This window comes from Pseudomonas sp. MPR-R2A5, from assembly GCF_058793055.1.
Genome location: NZ_JBXAFK010000006.1, coordinates 1 through 16633, shown reverse-complemented (window position 1 = coordinate 16633; position 16633 = coordinate 1). Strand labels below are relative to the sequence as shown.

The 16633-nt window shown below is 54.7% G+C and carries 13 protein-coding genes and 1 pseudogene; 2 read left to right on the top strand and 12 right to left on the bottom strand.

Translation table 11 applies throughout. The annotated features are described in order from the left end of the window. Window positions 1-103: 103 nt before the first annotated feature. Window positions 104-1306: an ATP-binding protein gene (locus AC1Q6I_RS06635; RefSeq protein ID WP_158244421.1), complete on the top strand. Its 1203-nt coding sequence runs from the start codon at window positions 104-106 to the stop codon at window positions 1304-1306. A 2-nt stretch (window positions 1307-1308) separates the two neighbouring features. On the opposite strand, the gene AC1Q6I_RS06630 is transcribed toward AC1Q6I_RS06635, so the two are convergent. From AC1Q6I_RS06630 to AC1Q6I_RS06620, 3 genes are all read right to left on the bottom strand, one after another. Further along, on the bottom strand, window positions 1309-2199 hold the full coding sequence (locus AC1Q6I_RS06630; RefSeq protein WP_146015731.1) for a TniQ family protein: 891 nt from the start codon (window positions 2197-2199) through the stop codon (window positions 1309-1311). 357 nt (window positions 2200-2556) lie between these two features. Continuing rightward, window positions 2557-2949, bottom strand: coding sequence for a DUF6957 family protein (locus AC1Q6I_RS06625; protein WP_074059250.1), 393 nt, complete (start codon window positions 2947-2949; stop codon window positions 2557-2559). A 362-nt stretch (window positions 2950-3311) separates the two neighbouring features. Further along, the gene (locus AC1Q6I_RS06620) at window positions 3312-3950 is read right to left on the bottom strand and encodes an antitoxin Xre/MbcA/ParS toxin-binding domain-containing protein (protein WP_228758830.1); all 639 of its coding nucleotides are present in this window, start codon (window positions 3948-3950) and stop codon (window positions 3312-3314) included. A gap of 227 nt (window positions 3951-4177) precedes the next feature. Here AC1Q6I_RS06620 and AC1Q6I_RS06615 point away from each other — a divergent pair, with 227 nt between their 5' ends. Beyond that, window positions 4178-4726: a 3'-5' exonuclease gene (locus AC1Q6I_RS06615; RefSeq protein ID WP_017341626.1), complete on the top strand. Its 549-nt coding sequence runs from the start codon at window positions 4178-4180 to the stop codon at window positions 4724-4726. 28 nt (window positions 4727-4754) lie between these two features. Here the strand turns inward: AC1Q6I_RS06615 and AC1Q6I_RS06610 are convergent, their stop codons facing one another. From AC1Q6I_RS06610 to AC1Q6I_RS06570, 9 genes and pseudogenes are all read right to left on the bottom strand, one after another. Beyond that, entirely contained in the window at window positions 4755-5237 is a 483-nt protein-coding gene (locus AC1Q6I_RS06610) for a Mov34/MPN/PAD-1 family protein (RefSeq protein ID WP_017341627.1), read from the bottom strand. Next, window positions 5234-7018, bottom strand: a complete 1785-nt coding sequence (locus AC1Q6I_RS06605; RefSeq protein WP_031319187.1) for a HesA/MoeB/ThiF family protein — start codon at window positions 7016-7018, stop codon at window positions 5234-5236. Before AC1Q6I_RS06605 ends, AC1Q6I_RS06610 begins: the two co-directional genes overlap by 4 nt. Beyond that, complete coding sequence (locus AC1Q6I_RS06600; protein ID WP_019821279.1) at window positions 7002-8252, bottom strand: nucleotidyltransferase domain-containing protein; 1251 nt, start codon at window positions 8250-8252, stop codon at window positions 7002-7004. The genes AC1Q6I_RS06605 and AC1Q6I_RS06600 overlap by 17 nt, the downstream gene beginning before the upstream one ends. After that, window positions 8252-9418: an SAVED domain-containing protein gene (locus AC1Q6I_RS06595; RefSeq protein ID WP_019821280.1), complete on the bottom strand. Its 1167-nt coding sequence runs from the start codon at window positions 9416-9418 to the stop codon at window positions 8252-8254. Before AC1Q6I_RS06595 ends, AC1Q6I_RS06600 begins: the two co-directional genes overlap by 1 nt. Before the next feature lie 355 nt (window positions 9419-9773). After that, window positions 9774-12917, bottom strand: a complete 3144-nt coding sequence (locus AC1Q6I_RS06590; RefSeq protein WP_019821281.1) for an efflux RND transporter permease subunit — start codon at window positions 12915-12917, stop codon at window positions 9774-9776. Next, window positions 12914-14398 (bottom strand): efflux RND transporter periplasmic adaptor subunit, encoded by a 1485-nt coding sequence (locus tag AC1Q6I_RS06585; protein ID WP_019821283.1) that lies wholly within the window; start codon window positions 14396-14398, stop codon window positions 12914-12916. The genes AC1Q6I_RS06590 and AC1Q6I_RS06585 overlap by 4 nt, the downstream gene beginning before the upstream one ends. Next, window positions 14395-15651: a TolC family protein gene (locus tag AC1Q6I_RS06580; RefSeq protein ID WP_019821285.1), complete on the bottom strand. Its 1257-nt coding sequence runs from the start codon at window positions 15649-15651 to the stop codon at window positions 14395-14397. The genes AC1Q6I_RS06585 and AC1Q6I_RS06580 overlap by 4 nt, the downstream gene beginning before the upstream one ends. A gap of 99 nt (window positions 15652-15750) precedes the next feature. Beyond that, window positions 15751-16092, bottom strand: a complete 342-nt coding sequence (locus tag AC1Q6I_RS06575; RefSeq protein WP_019821287.1) for a hypothetical protein — start codon at window positions 16090-16092, stop codon at window positions 15751-15753. 74 nt (window positions 16093-16166) lie between these two features. Next, window positions 16167-16562: pseudogene (locus AC1Q6I_RS06570) on the bottom strand (CopD family protein); the annotation flags it as partial. Window positions 16563-16633: the final 71 nt, after the last annotated feature.

Genomic DNA, 16633 nt, shown 5'->3' with positions numbered 1-16633 from the left:
AAGACTGCGAACCAGATTCGATGGTTTGATTGACATCGAGCACATACGGAAAAAGGTAACAGTCCGACCAAAACCCGTCGGCGACATAGATCGACTACCACCTATGTTAGCTGCACACATCCTTGATATGTCACTAAGACAAATTTACCTGCCAAATCAATTCAGTTTAGAGCTTATTGCAGAGTTAGTGGGCAAAGCAGCAGTCCATTCGGCAATACGTTCCGAAACAGAACAAACGTTTGTCAAAGGCATGTACTACCCTATAACAGCCGAAACTTTCCCAATCTGCCTTACTGGCTTAGCGGGTGTGGGTAAATCGGCAACCATCGAAGCGCTACTTCGCGCTATGCCAGGCCCTACTGAGTTCAAGCTAAATCATTACATGAAACCTCAAACAGCCGAGTCTTACTGGTACGCCAGCGCTAAAGGTAAAGCGTCTGGTAAGCAGCTGCTCACGGATTTTCTTGGCATTGAAGCGACTACACGAGAGAACACTGCAATCCTCAGATTAAGAGCGCAGCAGCAAGCACATCAACGCGGTATCTCGCTGGCAATTCTTGAGGAAATGCAGCATTTAACACCTGGGAAAGGGGCAGCCCTTACAACCGACATACTGCTTACTATGTCCGGCCTTGGCTTACCCATGGTGTACGTATCTAATTTCAGTTTGGGACATAAGCTGCTTAAACGTAATCAGGAAGACACCCAACGCCTAGTCGCAGAGCCGAGAATCATGTGGCCAGACGCCCTAGAGTCAAAAATCTGGGCTGAATTCATAGATGAATGTATTACCGTGAGTGATGGTCGAATTCGGGCCAATCCCAAAGATTTTTCTTACGAAATCTATCGCGGGAGCTATGGGCTAAAGCGTGCAGCCATTCACCTAATGGTACAAGCATATATCCAGGCTCGTTCCTCAAATCGCGCATGGGTTGAAATTGAGGATGTGCAAAGGGCTTATGCCTCAAGCTCATATTATTCGTACCGGGTGGACGTTGAGGAACTGGAGCGGATTGCTATTCAAAAGAACTCCAAACGTGATGACCTCAATTGCCCATTTGGCTCTCCCATACGCTCGAATGTGGTGCAGTTCGTTAGGAAGGAGCGCGACCATCGTGTCGCTCAAGCTGCTTTCAAAGGTGCGCTGACGGCTGAAGAGCGTGAAGCTCATAAAAGCTTGAAGCTGGATACCGACATGAAGGCTCAAAACCCGAAGCGCCCTAAGCGACCGCCTTTAAAAAAACCTACAAATGATGATTTGGGGAATGCATTCAACGATTATTTCGGCGACAAGGAGGATAATTAATCCTACCTGTCTTGGTACTCAACACGCATCAGGTCATCTATGTTGCGAACCAGCTTATCTGTTTCACGCAGACTGTCTACTAAAGCAGCAAAGCTGCCATACAACATTGCTATAACTTCAATAATATTATGAGAACACCTATCGTCAGGGCGATATTTCAACCATGTGTCGGAAATTCCTTTAGAGTTTTTAAGCCTCCAATTTATCGCCATTAACTCCTCCTCACTGATACTTCCCTCCAGTGCCATTTTATTTGCCTGACCCGCAAGATGTTCTATAGCAGACTCCAAATCAACGGCAAATTTTGATTCTCCGATTTCCGCGAAAATTCTTGCGAATGTCAGTTTATATTCGTGTGGATTTTTCGTGGGTTCGCACTGATGGACATAGCTCCCTTTACAGCCGCCCCAAAGGAGATCATGACCATATCCTTGGCGATGATTTCGGATATCCCACCCACATATAGGGCAGTGTCTGAGCAGGATTGTATTGTGCTTCGCACATACCTCCACATATCTGTGGTCACGTCTCCAGTAAGGGAAACCAAGCGACTCAATGTCATCTTTTACACAGTCAATGCAAATTTTAGCTAGTTGACTTTCGGTTTCAAACCTCGTTCCGCAATCCTGATAACTTCCTCTGGTATAGCTGGCCTGGCCGGAAACTGGAAAAACCCCCACCTGCGAATAACTCGTGTGTTCATGCAGCAGACGATTGAATTCATATGTATCAGATCTGCCTAGCAGGTCAGCGATAACCCCGATAGACCATCCTCGCATGTAGTACCTAGATATTTCTTTGAGCTTTATCGACTCGGGTGATCGAGGAGCCAGGTAAAAATGCCTTTCGATGAAGGAGCGAAGAGATTCGTGCGGTTGGATGGTGAGCAGCAAGGAGGAGTACCCAATATTTCGAGGCACCAGAGGGGGCAGTAGAGGGGATCTCTGCTCGGAGCCCCCAAAGGCTCCAAGCGAGACAGACTTTAATACTCAGAGACAGACTTTAATATTTACGATCAGACGGGTGGTTACCAACAACATAGTTTGACACAGCCCCTCTCGTAAATCGGGGCCTGTAGGATGATCCGGGATCCACACGACAGCAACATAGACTGACACAGACGGGTCGCACTTCAAATACGGGGCTCGATTGGTAACAACATAGATTGACACAACAGCGAGAGCGTTCATTCAGGCCGAAATATTATGTGAGCGCGACCGGTCACTCACCTGTGCGGAAATAGTCTTTTTTCAGCACAGGCTCAGTGCGATGTCTAAATCCGTGTGCAACCTTCGACCAGTCCCCATCAGCACATAAACTGTGTTTTTTGTTCGAAATAAGCAGTCATGGGTGAAGGAAACACCCAGCGTTGTTCGGACCCAATCACCAGGCGGGAAGCGGCCTTTACTGTCTTGGATAACGGTCAAAGCGTAAACGAGAGCAGGAATTAGCTGTCTATCCGTAATGGCTTTTCGCTGACGTGTTGGAATGTCGAGATCCAATATTGCCCAATCAGCAACAAGACAATAGGCATGGGAAGGAAAATGCAGACTGGCGAGGGCCACAGCATCTGAGGTGGTGAGTTGGCACCCATCTATTTTCTCACCCGCAGAAAGCACTGAGACAAAATCTGCCAGATTCATCTGTACCTCCGGCCGATCAAAAAAACGATTCGAACGAGAAGCATCAATCAGCTTAGCTCCCATCGACACACGAGGTTCCGATGCCGAAGACTGGGCCATTTCACAGCTGGTCCGTCTTCTCCCCTCATCCCACTGAACGGGATGATTTCTATCTAGCTGTCACCGGATAAAGTGGGTTTTCGCCAGTACCCAGCTATGCCATTGCCGTGCGTGAACCCTACCTAGCGGTAGGTGCCGATGTGGGTGAAACCTAGTGCTTCATGGATGCCCGTGCATGTCGTATTCGGCAAGGCGACGCCGGTATAGGCGCATGAAATCCATGTTACTCAAGGAGCGGTAGAAGCCGTTTGGCTGCGGCTGAATCAAAATGACATGCCCTCAGACACTTGAATCAGCATTTCTTCGACTAGATGTGTGCCAAAGGTTGTAGTGACCATCGCCGATGGGCTTTCTCCCAAAAAACGGGCTTTGGGTTTGGAAAGCCATTGTTTGGCCTTCCCTTTGTCACCGAAGATCACCTCGGCCATGGCGGTAATATGTGCAAACCGGAACAGGCGATCGCTCTCATGCAACGTTAAAAGCTGATTGGCTGACAGTTTTGTTTTGAGCGTTTTGGGTTGAATGATTCTGTCGCGTTCTTCGTCGCTGAGGGTTCCATCATCACAAAGCATTTTGATCAGGCTGACCGAGAAGCCAGCTACTATCATGTCGTGAATGTCCAGATCCGAAGCATTGACAGAGATATGAAGAAGCGTCTCCAGACGCATGCGGTAAGCATGATAGACATCCTGACGCAGGACGCCAGCAAACATGGGCCGCACTGATGTTGCGTTGCACACGGGCGTCAGGACTAATGTGCCATTCACTACCGTTAGCTCCAGGTCGTCCCCAACACCTAACCTCATTTGGTCAAGCAACTCTTGAGGCAGATCAATGATGATGTCGCCAGTACCGTCCTCAGTTTTCTGGCATTTTACTATCCAGCGCTCAGTTTCACTCATGATCGTCCGGCCCTCATCCGCCATCAGAGAATGACACACATCATTATGCTTGGGCCCAGAGCTGACCAAAGGAACGCGCAATCCGCTGGTAGACAGGCACTGCCGCTGCTCGAACGCCGGATAGCGAGTGAAACAGCAAAAAATGGGGCAATGGCTATACCTGCCTTTCCACCTTCACATGGCTAAGAGCCTGAGCGTGATCAGGTAACTACACGAAAGGATATGACATGCACCCTGATGAGCTTTATGTTTCCGTCGACGTCGAGACTTCTGGGCCTATACCAGGCGAATACAGTCTGCTTTCCATTGGAGCCTGTCTTGTAGCCCAACCTGTAACGTCCATCTATCTTGAACTACGACCTGACAGTCCAAAACACGACCCGGAAGCACTGGCAGTATCGGGGCTGAGTCTGGAGAAGCTGGAGCGCGAGGGCCTCGCTCCGCAACAGGCGATGCTGACATTTGATCAATGGCTGAAATCGTCCTGCCAACCGGGGCAAAAGGTCATTTTCGTAGGACTCAATGCACCGTTTGACTGGTCATTCGTCAATTACTACTTCCACAAATACCTGGAAACCAACCCCTTTGGTTTTACCGCTATCGACATGAAGGCCTACTTTATGGGCGCTGTAGGTTGCAGCTGGCAGGAAACAAAATCATCCAAAATGACCGCTGCGCTGAAGCCACTCAGCGAACCGAACCATAACGCATTGGATGATGCCCGCTTTCAGGCAGAGCTCTTCGCACTAATGCTAGCGGGTAAAGGTAAACGCTGACCTACCTTCCACCGCACTGACTCGAAGCTCATCTGATACAGGTTGCCTCAACATATCTGCCGTCCCTGAACGACCACGCCTTGATACCTTCTGGTTTTTCGGACTTGCCGACAATAACGGCTATTGGGTGCGGCAGATCCTGCGTGTAACGTGCAGCAAATTTGGAGAAACTTCCGATGTCTGCCGGAGAGATCACCGGAACGGATTGGGGATGCGTATGCCAATAGCCCACCAGACGTAACCCTTGTTCGTTGGCAGCCTGGATTTCCTGACGGCACCGCTCCGCATCCAACTCTAGCCAAGACCAGCCTGACCGATCGGCGCGATGAGGCAACGTGGCCAAGGCCAGCAGCAACCCTTTCGGATCAACCGGGTTGACAAATAACTGTCCCCCTCGCTCCACGCCAAAAAGGCCCTGCCGATGACTATCCAAGATGTCCGCGACAGCTTGGGACACCAATAGCTCGGAATTCACCTCCGGCCATCGCCAGCGCCATGCGATATCCGTCATACCGTTTCGTCCTTATCTTCCGGCCATCCGCGCTCGAGTAAGATTTGCTGCGCTCCCTCTGGCAGTTTGGGACCATGGTATTGGCCTCCTAGGCTCAGAACATCTTCAGGCCTGTAGATACTGCTGACCCAAGATGCAGTGGCGATGTTGCCGGTCAATGCGCGTAAGGCCGTGTGCGACACCATAGAGGCGATATTGGTCATTCCCAGCGAGCCGCCTGGGATAAAGCTCTCGCCACACGCGGGCAGTGGAACAACACCGCCTCCCGGCCACTCTGTAAATCTATGCAGAAAATCGCCGACGTCCGTGAACAACTGACGGCCATCAAAGGTGCCGGCTGGTGCGAATAGCGCATGGCCTACCTGGGTATACGGTTCGCTCCAGGCTTGTAAAAGCCCCCAAGGAGCGCCGCTTGATTTGGCTCGCCATACAGTGACCTCCGACTGCCAGTCTGCTGTCGTGATCACCACCAGATCTGCGTTATCAAACACTTCTGGTTTGCTGCTCATCACCACTTCGGCAAAAGTCGCATAAGCGGTGCATTCTGTCGTCGGAAGATCTAACAGAATCTTGTCCCTCAACGCGGAGGCTTTCAGTCTACCTAGGCTATCCGCTCCCAGAACGTGCCTCCCCAGATTGGCTGACACCAAAGTGTCAGGATCGATGAGGGTAAGGTGGCCGACACCGGATCGTGCCAATTGTATTGCCACCGCACTGCCTAACGAGCCAACGCCAACACAAACGACTCGAGCATTTTCAAGGTGCTGTGCAGTACCGCTTATATCGCGGGACAGAATGGACGCTCGATCAAGCACGTCCAGGGCAGTTGCTCGGACGAGCGCCGGAGGATGTGCATTTGCGATAGCTGGCCGACGGCGCGCTGTACGCAAGCCAAACTTTGCCCCCCGCTCCTGCTGTACGCCGAGCGAGCGCACATTGAGGCAATATGTTGGAGCATCTGCCCCTCCTGGAAGCTCCAGAACAATCCATCGACTCGCCAACGTTCCATGCAGCTCAAACCATGCCAGCAATTGCTCGGCATCGTCTGGTTGAAGGTGTGGCGTGAGCCACAGCAATAAATCTTCCGGATCCGGGGTGCGGATATCCGGATAAGTCTGAAGCTTGACGTAAAAACCGGGAGTTTCGGCCGCGCGAATGACAGCGGAGCGCCCGACAACCCGTCGGTAATGCCCTTTGAGTGCAGCTACGTTCGATGCTAACCAAACCGTTTCCTGACCGGATGGCATAACCCGGCGCGGATCGCTGAGAGCAAACAACTGCGAGGCGGCCTGAGGGCGATCCAACAGTAAGAGGTTCTGGAATGACTGACCGTGCTGAAAAGACCAGTAGGTAGTGATCTCATTCTGAAATTCGATATCGCGCGTTGCCTGGTTTGATCCCATCTTGGACAACGAAACGATCTGGGCCAAGCGAGCAAGGCTGTCCTCTACCACGACCTCCGGGGAGCCCATAATGGGGCGCTCCTGAAAGCCATGAAGGCAAAGCCCCGACTTGGTGGCATGCGGCCAAACCAGCCATGGAGAGGGTTCGACGTTCAGCCGCAAGAGTCCACGGGGAAAGTTGGAGGGGAAACCTATACGCAGTCGGCGCTCCTGCCCCGTGTAATCGGTGGGCAAGGGGAAGTGAAAGCACGCCGCTTCGTCAGCCCGCGTGGGTGCGGGCTGGAGCAATGCATCGGCAGCATCCTGACCTAGGGTGTTTCGCAGTGCGGCGATTCCGCGCTGCAATGGCGTCTTAATAGGATCAGCCAAGGCGTCCAACTGGCTTTACGCTCGACTGAGAGGTTCCGCCACCGCTGGCCCCTCCGAAGAGCGAACCCATCGAAGCAGAGTTTCGAGTAGTGCCATCCGGTCGGCCGGGCATCGTCCAGTTCGCAGGGATCTCATTGTTCACTGCCGTAATGAATGCCGGTGCAATACCGAAATTCTTTTTCACTGCCTCGGCAAAGGAATCGTTGGATTCAAAACTTTCCAAACCCAATGAAACAGATGCACTGGCGTCCGCATGCCATTTGGCAAATGCTTGGCGATAGCCTTGCCCCTCGCCCGGTCGATTCCACTTCTCTGCAAAGTTTTCGCCGTTATCGGCAGGATTGTAGACATAGCAGTCGCTACCTCTCTGCGCGATGTGCTGCGGCATCCTGCGAACGATTTCCAAAATTGCATCGAGCGGAGCCAGAGGCTTCGACTGCGACTCCTTTACGACATCCAGGTATGCGTGCGTGGCCAGGGTGGTGATGACCGCAGATATTGGGCGAGTATCAGCGCTCCTTGTCTTGATGGCCCATTCATCGCGATGCCGCTTGAGCAGCTTAATGGTCGCACGCAGGGGATCTTGATCGATGTAATCCTGATAATGCGGTAAAGGATCTTGTGTCGCGGCATCAAGCATCCGCTGGCTTTTGGCAACTACCAAGCTTTCCAGAGAGATTTCTTGGGCAGAAGCAACCTGCAACCAATTCGAGTAAGGGATAGGGCTGCTTGCTTTCCACCCTGTGACCCGATCCGGAACCTCCAGCTTACCTTCGCCGTTTGCTTCGCCATTTCCGTTGATCGCGCGGGCAGGCGTGACATCGATGTGGAAACCTGGATTTTCGTCGGCATAAACGATCCGGATGCCACGACGTAATTGCTTAACTTCTTCTTGAACGCGGGAGCCTTCCCTAAAACGCTGCTCAATCGCTTCTAGAACTTCCTTTGCACCAGCGCCCTGAGCGTGAGGAAGCCAAATAATCGCGTCCGCATCAATGGTGTCCAGATCCGCAGGCGCGCCGGGGATTGGCTTGATGGTCGTCTTCAGCCGCATCGAGCCTTGAACGAAAATATGGGCCTCAGCGAGCAGCGGGTTGTCGGAAGCCGAGAGGATTTTTTCCAGTTGGGAGTAGCGGTCATTGATTTTTTCGTACTGCGCTTCCGACAGCGAGATTTCCCGCGCGGCGCGAAGCAGAAAATATTCCCAACTGCTGCGCTTGGTCTGTTCGTTGCTCAAAAGCATTACATAGCCTCCTGGGCCACTGGACCCAATTGCAGTGTTTGCGTAAACCGATCTTGGTTTTCTTTGTCCCGATCGAAGATCAGGTATGTATGTTGATGCTGTGTTGTGAGCAACGCGCCAAACTCGATGGCTAATGCCGCAGGAATGGCGGCGAAGACGTGGATAGGGTCAGGAGTCAGAGCCTCAAGCTGGCTCAGTCGTATTTGAAGTGCGTCGCGAAAGGCATGAATCACCCGACGGTTCTGTACCATCGCGTAGCTTGGTTCTGGGATCGACAGCTCTGCAATACGTGCACCGGGTAGAGCGTCGGTCACGTCGCGAACTGGAACTTGCGCAGAAATGGAGAGCACCAACGCCAGTGGGCCATCGCCGTTGGGTGGAGGCGTAAACAGAAAACTAGGCGGCTCAGCAGACTGATCGGGCCAGCGCAAAAGATGCTCGCGGTGAAAAGAGAAGATCAAGCGTTTGGAACGGTCGCCGATACTCTGGCCCAACATCATCAAGGCCGGAATGTCGGCCAAGCCGACTACTGCTAGCGCGGGCGAATCGCCATAAGTGCCGCCGCGACGCTTGAGTTGCTGCTCCAGCTCATACTGGACGCTGTCTTTGACGTTCTGCCAATAGGTAGTGTCCCTGCCACGTGGTCCGGGTGCAGCGAAGGCGATTTTGATGCCTTGATCGAAGGCGGTTAATCCCTCGGCGGACATCGCAGTCAACAGATCGCGAACGGGGATATCGTTGATCGTCTGAAAATGCTGACTCTGGACGATGAGAGGAATAGCTCTGCCACCATCGGGGGTCGTTGCGGCGAGTCGGATGCGTTCCAGGTACGCTTGGTGTAAACCACTCAAATCATTTTCAGGATACCCATCTGCGTCACGATCAATTTTGTCATGACAACCTGGGCACAGGAGCATCAGATTAGCGGTATCGTTTGTGTGCGCCTCAGCATCATGATCCGCGCGTCCCCGAGGGCCTTTGGGACTGGCGGGCAGGATATGCGCCACTTCGCCCCATTTCATTGGCTTGCCGGCACGATAATCGAACGTCAGATCCGTGCCGCACAGTTCACAATGACCAGCGGTCTGTGTCCATACGATCCGCTTCGTCTCATCATTTGTGTTGAAGCGCCCGCTTGCGGGCTTAGCGTCTTCTTGTTCTGCCATTCCGACCTACCCCCGAGAAACATCCATGATTGAAAACGATGATGGCAAGATAAGATCATATTAGGGTCATTTGCCTCGATTTCAAGAGAGATCTAAGGGTGACGAATGCTGAGTCGGCTATAAGCAGGATGCTGTTTGTGGCTCATCGAAACGGAGTGTTCGCAGCGTTCGTTTTTCTGGCAAGTGCTGGTGGGTAATGGCACTGACCACAGCGTATGTATCGAAATTAGCGAGTTTATGCAAAAGACATAAACTTGCTAATTTCGATACATACCGCGCGTAGGACTGATGAGAACGGGCTGTGCAGCTCAAACGAGGCTGCAAGCGCAGCCCCTTTTGTATGCATTTTTACGCGTCAGTGCTTGCCAGGCTCAACGGACAAGTGTCGACGACGCATGAGGTGATAGGCCGCCGGGATCACAAACAGCGATAGCAAGGGCGCCGTAACCATACCTCCAATCATCGGGGCGGCAATGCGGCTCATCACCTCGCTGCCGGTACCGCTTCCCAAAAGTATTGGTAACAAACCAGCGATAACCACCGCAACGGTCATGGCCTTGGGTCGAACGCGCTGCACAGCGCCTTCACGAATCGCCGCAACCAGACCGCGCTCAGTGCGGTCGCCGACGTCTTCACGCTCGGCCCAGGCATTTTTCAGGTAGAGCAGCATGATCACGCCAAATTCGGCAGAAACGCCGGCCAGGGCGATGAAGCCGACCCCGGTGGCAACCGACAGGTTGAATCCCAACAGATAGAGAAACCATGCCCCGCCAGACAGTGCGAATGGCAAAGTGGCCATAATCAGCAGGGCCTCGTCAAAGCGTGCAAATGTCAGGTAAAGCAGCACGAAGATGATCAACAGCGTGGCAGGCACCACCAGTTTGAGTCGTGCGTTGGCCCTTTCGAGAAATTCGAACTGTCCTGAGTAACTCAGGCTCATGCCGGGCTGCAACTTGACCTGCTCGCTGACGACCCGGCGTAGATCGGCGACTACCGAGGCAATGTCCCGGCCACGCACGTCGATGTATACCCAACCAGAGGGCCGTGCATTCTCGCTCTTGAGCATCGGCGGGCCGTCGCTGACCTTGACCTTCGCCACCGTGCCGAGGGTGATCTGGCTCCCTAGCGGGGTGTAGATCGGCAATTGCTCCAAGGCACCGAGCGAGTCACGCCACTCCCGTGGATAACGCACGTTGATCGGGAAGCGTGCGAGCCCTTCAATGGTCTCGCCGACATTTTCACCGCCGATAGCGCCGGCCACGATGGACTGCACATCGTCGATATTCAGCCCGTAGCGGGCGGCGGCTTTGCGGTCGATATCCACATCGATATAGCGACCACCCGTCAGTCGCTCGGCCAGCGCAGAACTGACGCCGGGCACATCCTTGGCCACCCGCTCGACCGCCTGGGTAGCGGCATCAATCTCGGTCAGGTTGGTGCCGGCAACTTTCACCCCAATAGGACTCTTGATCCCCGTGGCCAGCATGTCGATTCGGTTGCGTATCGGTGGTATCCAGATATTGGTCAGCCCAGGAACTCGCACCACTCGATCCAGCTCTTCCACCAGTTTTTCCTGAGTCATACCTGGGCGCCATTGCTCCTGTGGCTTGAACTGGATGGTGGTTTCGAACATCTCCAACGGCGCCGGGTCGGTGGCAGTTTCAGCACGACCGGCTTTACCAAAGACATGTTCGACCTCCGGCACGGTCTTGATCAGGCGGTCGGTCTGTTGCAGCAGTTGCGCCGCTTTCTGCGCCGACAATCCCGGCAGAGCCGAAGGCATATAGAGCAGGTCGCCCTCGTCCAAAGGCGGAAGAAACTCGCCACCCAAGCGCGACATTGGCCATAGTGCGCTGATAAAAACCAGCAACGCGACCAGCAGCGTGATCTTCGGTCGTCGTAAGACTGCATCCAGAGCCGGCTGGTAGATCCGGATCAGCCACCGGTTCAACGGGTTCTGTTGTTCACTGGGAATTCGTCCCCGAATCCAGTAGCCCATCAACACCGGCACCAAGGTCACTGACAATCCCGCCGCTGCGGCCATGGCGTAGGTCTTGGTGAAAGCCAGCGGGCCGAATAGCCGCCCCTCTTGCGCTTGCAGGGTGAACACCGGAATGAACGATAGGGTAATGATCAACAAACAGAAGAACAGTGCTGGTCCAACTTCAGCCGCCGCTTCGGTCATCACGTGCCAATGACGTTCACCCTTCAGTTCCTCCCCCGGATTGGCCACGTGCCAGGCCTCAACCTTCTTGTGCGCGTTTTCAATCATCACCACGGCAGCGTCGACCATGGCACCGATGGCGATGGCAATTCCGCCTAGGGACATGATGTTGGCGTTGATCCCTTGATAGCGCATCACGATGAAGGCGATCAGCACCCCCACCGGCAGGGAGATGATTGCCACCAGAGATGAACGCAGGTGCCAGAGGAAGATGCCACACACCAACGCGACGACGATGAACTCTTCGAGCAGTTTGTGGCTGAGATTTTCCACCGCGCGGTCGATTAGTTTGCTGCGGTCGTAGGTGGTGACGATTTCCACCCCCGCCGGCAAGCTGCTTTTCAGTTCGTCGAGTTTGGCTTTGACCGCCGCAATGGTCTCCCGAGCATTCTTGCCGCTGCGCAAAATCACCACGCCACCGACGGTCTCGCCTTCACCGTCGAGTTCAGTAATGCCACGCCGCATTTCCGGTCCCAACTGAATGGTGGCGACATCGCCAAGGGTCACCGGCACACCGCCCGATCCCAGCTTGAGTGGGATCGCCCGAAAATCATTGAGCGTTTTCAAGTAGCCGGAAGCCCGCACAATGAACTCGGTCTCTGCCATCTCCAGGACGGCACCACCGGTTTCCTGATTGGCCTTGCCGATCGCGTCGGCCACCTCGGCCTGCGTGATACCGAAGCTGGCCAGTTTGAGCGGATCAAGCTGCACCTGGTACTGCTTGACCATGCCACCCACGGTGGCCACCTCGGCAACGTTGGGCAGAGTCTTGAGTTCGAACTTGAGGAACCAGTCCTGAAGTGCACGAAGTTGCGCCAGATCGTGTCCGCCATTGCGATCTACCAGCGCGTACTGGAAAATCCAGCCCACTCCTGTCGCATCCGGCCCCAACGCCGGTTTGGCGCTGGCCGGCAAGCGACTTTGTATTTGGCTCAGGTACTCCAACACCCGCGAGCGGGCCCAATACAAGTCAGTACCGTCTTCGAACAGCACATAGACAAAGCTGTCACCAAAGAAGGAGTAGCCGCGCACGGTCTTGGCGCCAGGCACCGAAAGCATGGTGGTGGCCAACGGATAGGTCACCTGGTTCTCGACGATCTGCGGTGCCTGTCCCGGATACGGGGTGCGGATGATCACCTGAACATCGGAGAGATCCGGCAGCGCATCGATGGGCGTGCTCTGCACCGACCAAATGCCCCAAGCCGTGACGAACAGTGTCGCCAGTAGCACCAGGAATCGGTTGGCCACTGACCAACGAATCAGGGCAGCAATCATAGCTGGCCCCCTGATTTCCCTAGACGCTCAACACGCAAGCCATCGTCGGTTTGACTCACTGCAATCCGGACCTTGTCGCCCGTTTTGAGGCCCTGCATCAGCGCCGGATTGGCGAGCGGGAACGTCATCGTCATGCCAGGCATGCCCAGCGTTTTGAAGGGGCCATGGGCGAGTGTGACTTCTTTGTCGTTGATCTCAACGATCTGCCCATCCGCCTCATGAAAACTGGAGGCTGCTGCGCTGGGTGGTGACTGTTCCTCTGAGTTTGCAACGATACCCTTGAGACTGGCCTCCGAGTCGAGCAGGAACTGGCCAGAGGTAACCACCTTCTGGCCCTCTTCCAGACCTTTCAAGATCGCCGTCTTGCCATCGTTTTCCTGCCCGATCAACACTTCAACAGGACGATAGCGGCCAGCGTCTTCAGCGAGCATCACCAGGGCACGTCGACCGGTGCGAATGACGGCCTCGCTCGGCACCCACAACACACTTTGCTCCGTTGAACGATTGAGGCTCACTCGTGCGGTCATACCCGGCCTGAGACGGCCTTCTGGGTTAGGTAACTCGACGCGGACGCGAAGGGTGCGGCTATCCGGATTGGTTTCCGGAAGAATCGCGCTGACGACGCCCTTGAGCACAACCCCAGGGAACGCGGGCAAACGCGCCTCTGCCGCTTGCCCCATGAGGATCGATCCAGATTCAGTCTCCGGAACGGCCAGGGCCAGCCAGACGCTACTCAAACCATTAACGCGTGCCAGTGTCTCGCCGGCGGCCACCGTCATACCCTCGCGCACATTGAGCTCTTGCAGCACACCACTAATAGGGCTGGTGAGGGTCAGGTTTGGTTGGACTTTGCCACTGCGCTCTACTTGAGCAATTGATGCCGCCGGCATCCCGGTGAGCCGCAAGCGCTGGCGAGCCGCTGCCAGCAAGCCCGCATCGCCACTGCGCTTGAGTGCGAGAAACTCCTCCTGAGCCGCAGCCCACTCAGGTACAAGGATATCCGCCATGGCGGCATTGGCTTTGATCACGTCGCCAGGAGCATGGGCATACACGCGCTCGACGAAACCCGCCGTACGGGCTTGAATGACGGCGACGTCCCGCTCGTTGAAAGCCAACACACCGACAACCTCCAGACTCGAAGCAAACACACCTCGACTGACGGTAGCCAGTCGCACACCGAGATTCTGAGTCAGGCTTGGATCAATGCGAACGGATGCGCTGTCCCCTTTGATGTCGGCGTACTGAGGGACCAACTGCATGTCCATGAAGGGCGACTTACCCGGCTTATCGAACTTTTGCTGCGGGGACATAGGGTCGTACCAATACAGTACTTTGCGTTCGTCCAGAGAGGGGAGGCTCTGCTCTGGGGCTGCACCAGGTACTTCGCTCATGCCCTGCTGAGCGAACCAGTAACCACCGGCAACACCCAATACCAGCGAGAGGCCTACCAGCAATGCCCCGTTCCACTTTCTAAGGTTCATTGGCTGGACTCCCCGTAGGCGAAATACAGGCGCGCGCTGGTCAGCGCTCGCTGCTCTTCCACATCAATCTGCTTGAGACGGGCTTCGATGAGCTCGCGGCGGGCGGCGACAACGGAGCTCAAATCGCCTTTGCCGGACCGATAGCTGGCCATGCTGAGCTCGACCTTTTCCTTGGCCAAGGGCAATAGGCTGTCCTGGGTTCGATGCACGGCACGATTCAGGCGTTCATAGTCGGCCAGCTCGTCCTCCAGTTGCTGGGTATGCTCGCGTGACAGCGCTTCGCGCTCAGCCTCAAGCTGGTTGAGTTCAGCGTGTTTGGCCGCAATCTTGGGGTTTTGCCGAGAATCAGGAAACAGTGGTAGATCCCAGGAAAGTTGCACGCTGACCATGTCGCCGAACTGTCGACCACGATGCTGATAGTCGACTTCCCAGCTCCAATCCGACTGTTTTTCCGCCTCGGCTTCACGGACCTTGGCTTGCGCTTCGCGGGTCATAGGCTCAAACGCTGCCAATTCTGGGTGATGTTGCAGCTTATGAGAGTAGCCAGAGGCTTCGACAGGCCATTCAGGCAAGCTGCCCACAGGTTTGTCGTTGGCGGCCGGGCCAATCCAGCGCTTCAGAGCCGCTCGGGCCTGCGCTCTCTGGCGAATCAGATCGTCCTGCTGCTCTTCCAGTTGTGCCGCTTCCTGTTTGGGCGTTACTGCATCAGCAGGTTGAGCGCGGCCGCCGGCAATTTGTGCACGGACGGTATCGGCCAGCAGACGGTTTTCTTTGTAGAAATCCTGGAACAGCGCGTCTTTACGCTCAACGGAGAAGCTGTTGATCCAGGCCAGCGCCGTGGCCTGACGAACCTTTAGACGTTCGACCCGGCGCTCAGCTGCGGCGCGGTTAATGGCTGCATCAGCGACCTCGATGCGGGCTTTGCGCTTGGCACTGTTGGGCATCTCCTGACTGACTCCGACCATTTGCATAGTCATGAAGTCCTGATCGATGCTCCAGCGATCCGGACCGCCAATGGGGTAGTTCTGTACGCCTAGCAGCAACTTGGGATCGGGTAGTTCACCAGCGGGGATGGCCGCACTACTGGCAGCCTGAATTTTCGCGTCTTGTGCAGTCAGCGACGGCGCATTGTTTTCAGCCAGCTGCAAAGCTTCATCGAGTGTCAATGCGGCAGCGAGACTCGGCAATGCCAGTACGCTTGCCGCCAGGCCGGCCACGAGGGACCACCCTGTGCAATAGCACTTGGAGTTCATGTTCACGATTCCTGTGATGATCCACTGCGCGCTTCATCAGACATGCACGCAGATATGCCATCCCGCTAACGCGGAATGAGGCTGAGTGTGGTACAGGAATCAAGTGCGGGGCGGTCGCCATACCCCTGACGGGGTTTGTACTGGATGGGAATCTAGGGAGAAGGACAGTACGAGGGGGCTGGATAAGGTGATAGGAGGCTTGATGATGGAGACTTGCAGCATGCCACCAGTCTTGCACTCCTGGCCTGGCTTACAGGGTTTGCCGTGCTCGGTGGGACTTTTCATGTCATGGCAGCAGTCTTGACCCATGCCGTCCATCATCGCCATGCCCATGGTTTTCATGGGGCAGGGCTCAGTCGGCGCCTGAACACCCGCCATCCCGCTGAGGGGGAGCGCCAGGCTAATCAGGAAAATCAGGCAAAACCGTAGGTAGCGTTTCATGGGCTGGAGTGTAGCCGGTGGAAATGGCCCTTACAATTCACCTTCTAGACTCCTTAGTCGGCTGTCACCAACCTCTATTCCGCGCTCATTTCCATTTCCGGACTTAAAGTGCCTAACCATGCGACAAGACAAATTATGACGACTGCCATTAAAAACTCGAGTGTCATGCTGCGGCGCAAGGCATTGACTGCGGCAGAGTATTCTCCATTTCGAACTGACCGCTCCAATACCGGACTTAGGTGAAAGCGGTTCAGCGTGGCTAAAACGATCATCCCAGCAAAGAGCAATATTTTCAAAAACAGCAGCTGGCCATAAGTACTGAGCATCACTTCATCGAGGTGTGGGCCAACGATAAACAGGTAATTTACTACGCCCGTAACGCTTATGATCGCAACAATCACTCCGCCGGCCGACTCAAAACCAGTCAGTACCCGTGCAAGAATTTGAGCTTCTTGTTCGCCCTTTAGGGATGGTCTGAAGTAGCCATGTATTTCCCCGGCATACCACCTAGCGCAACTTTTAAACTCGCCAAATGATCAAA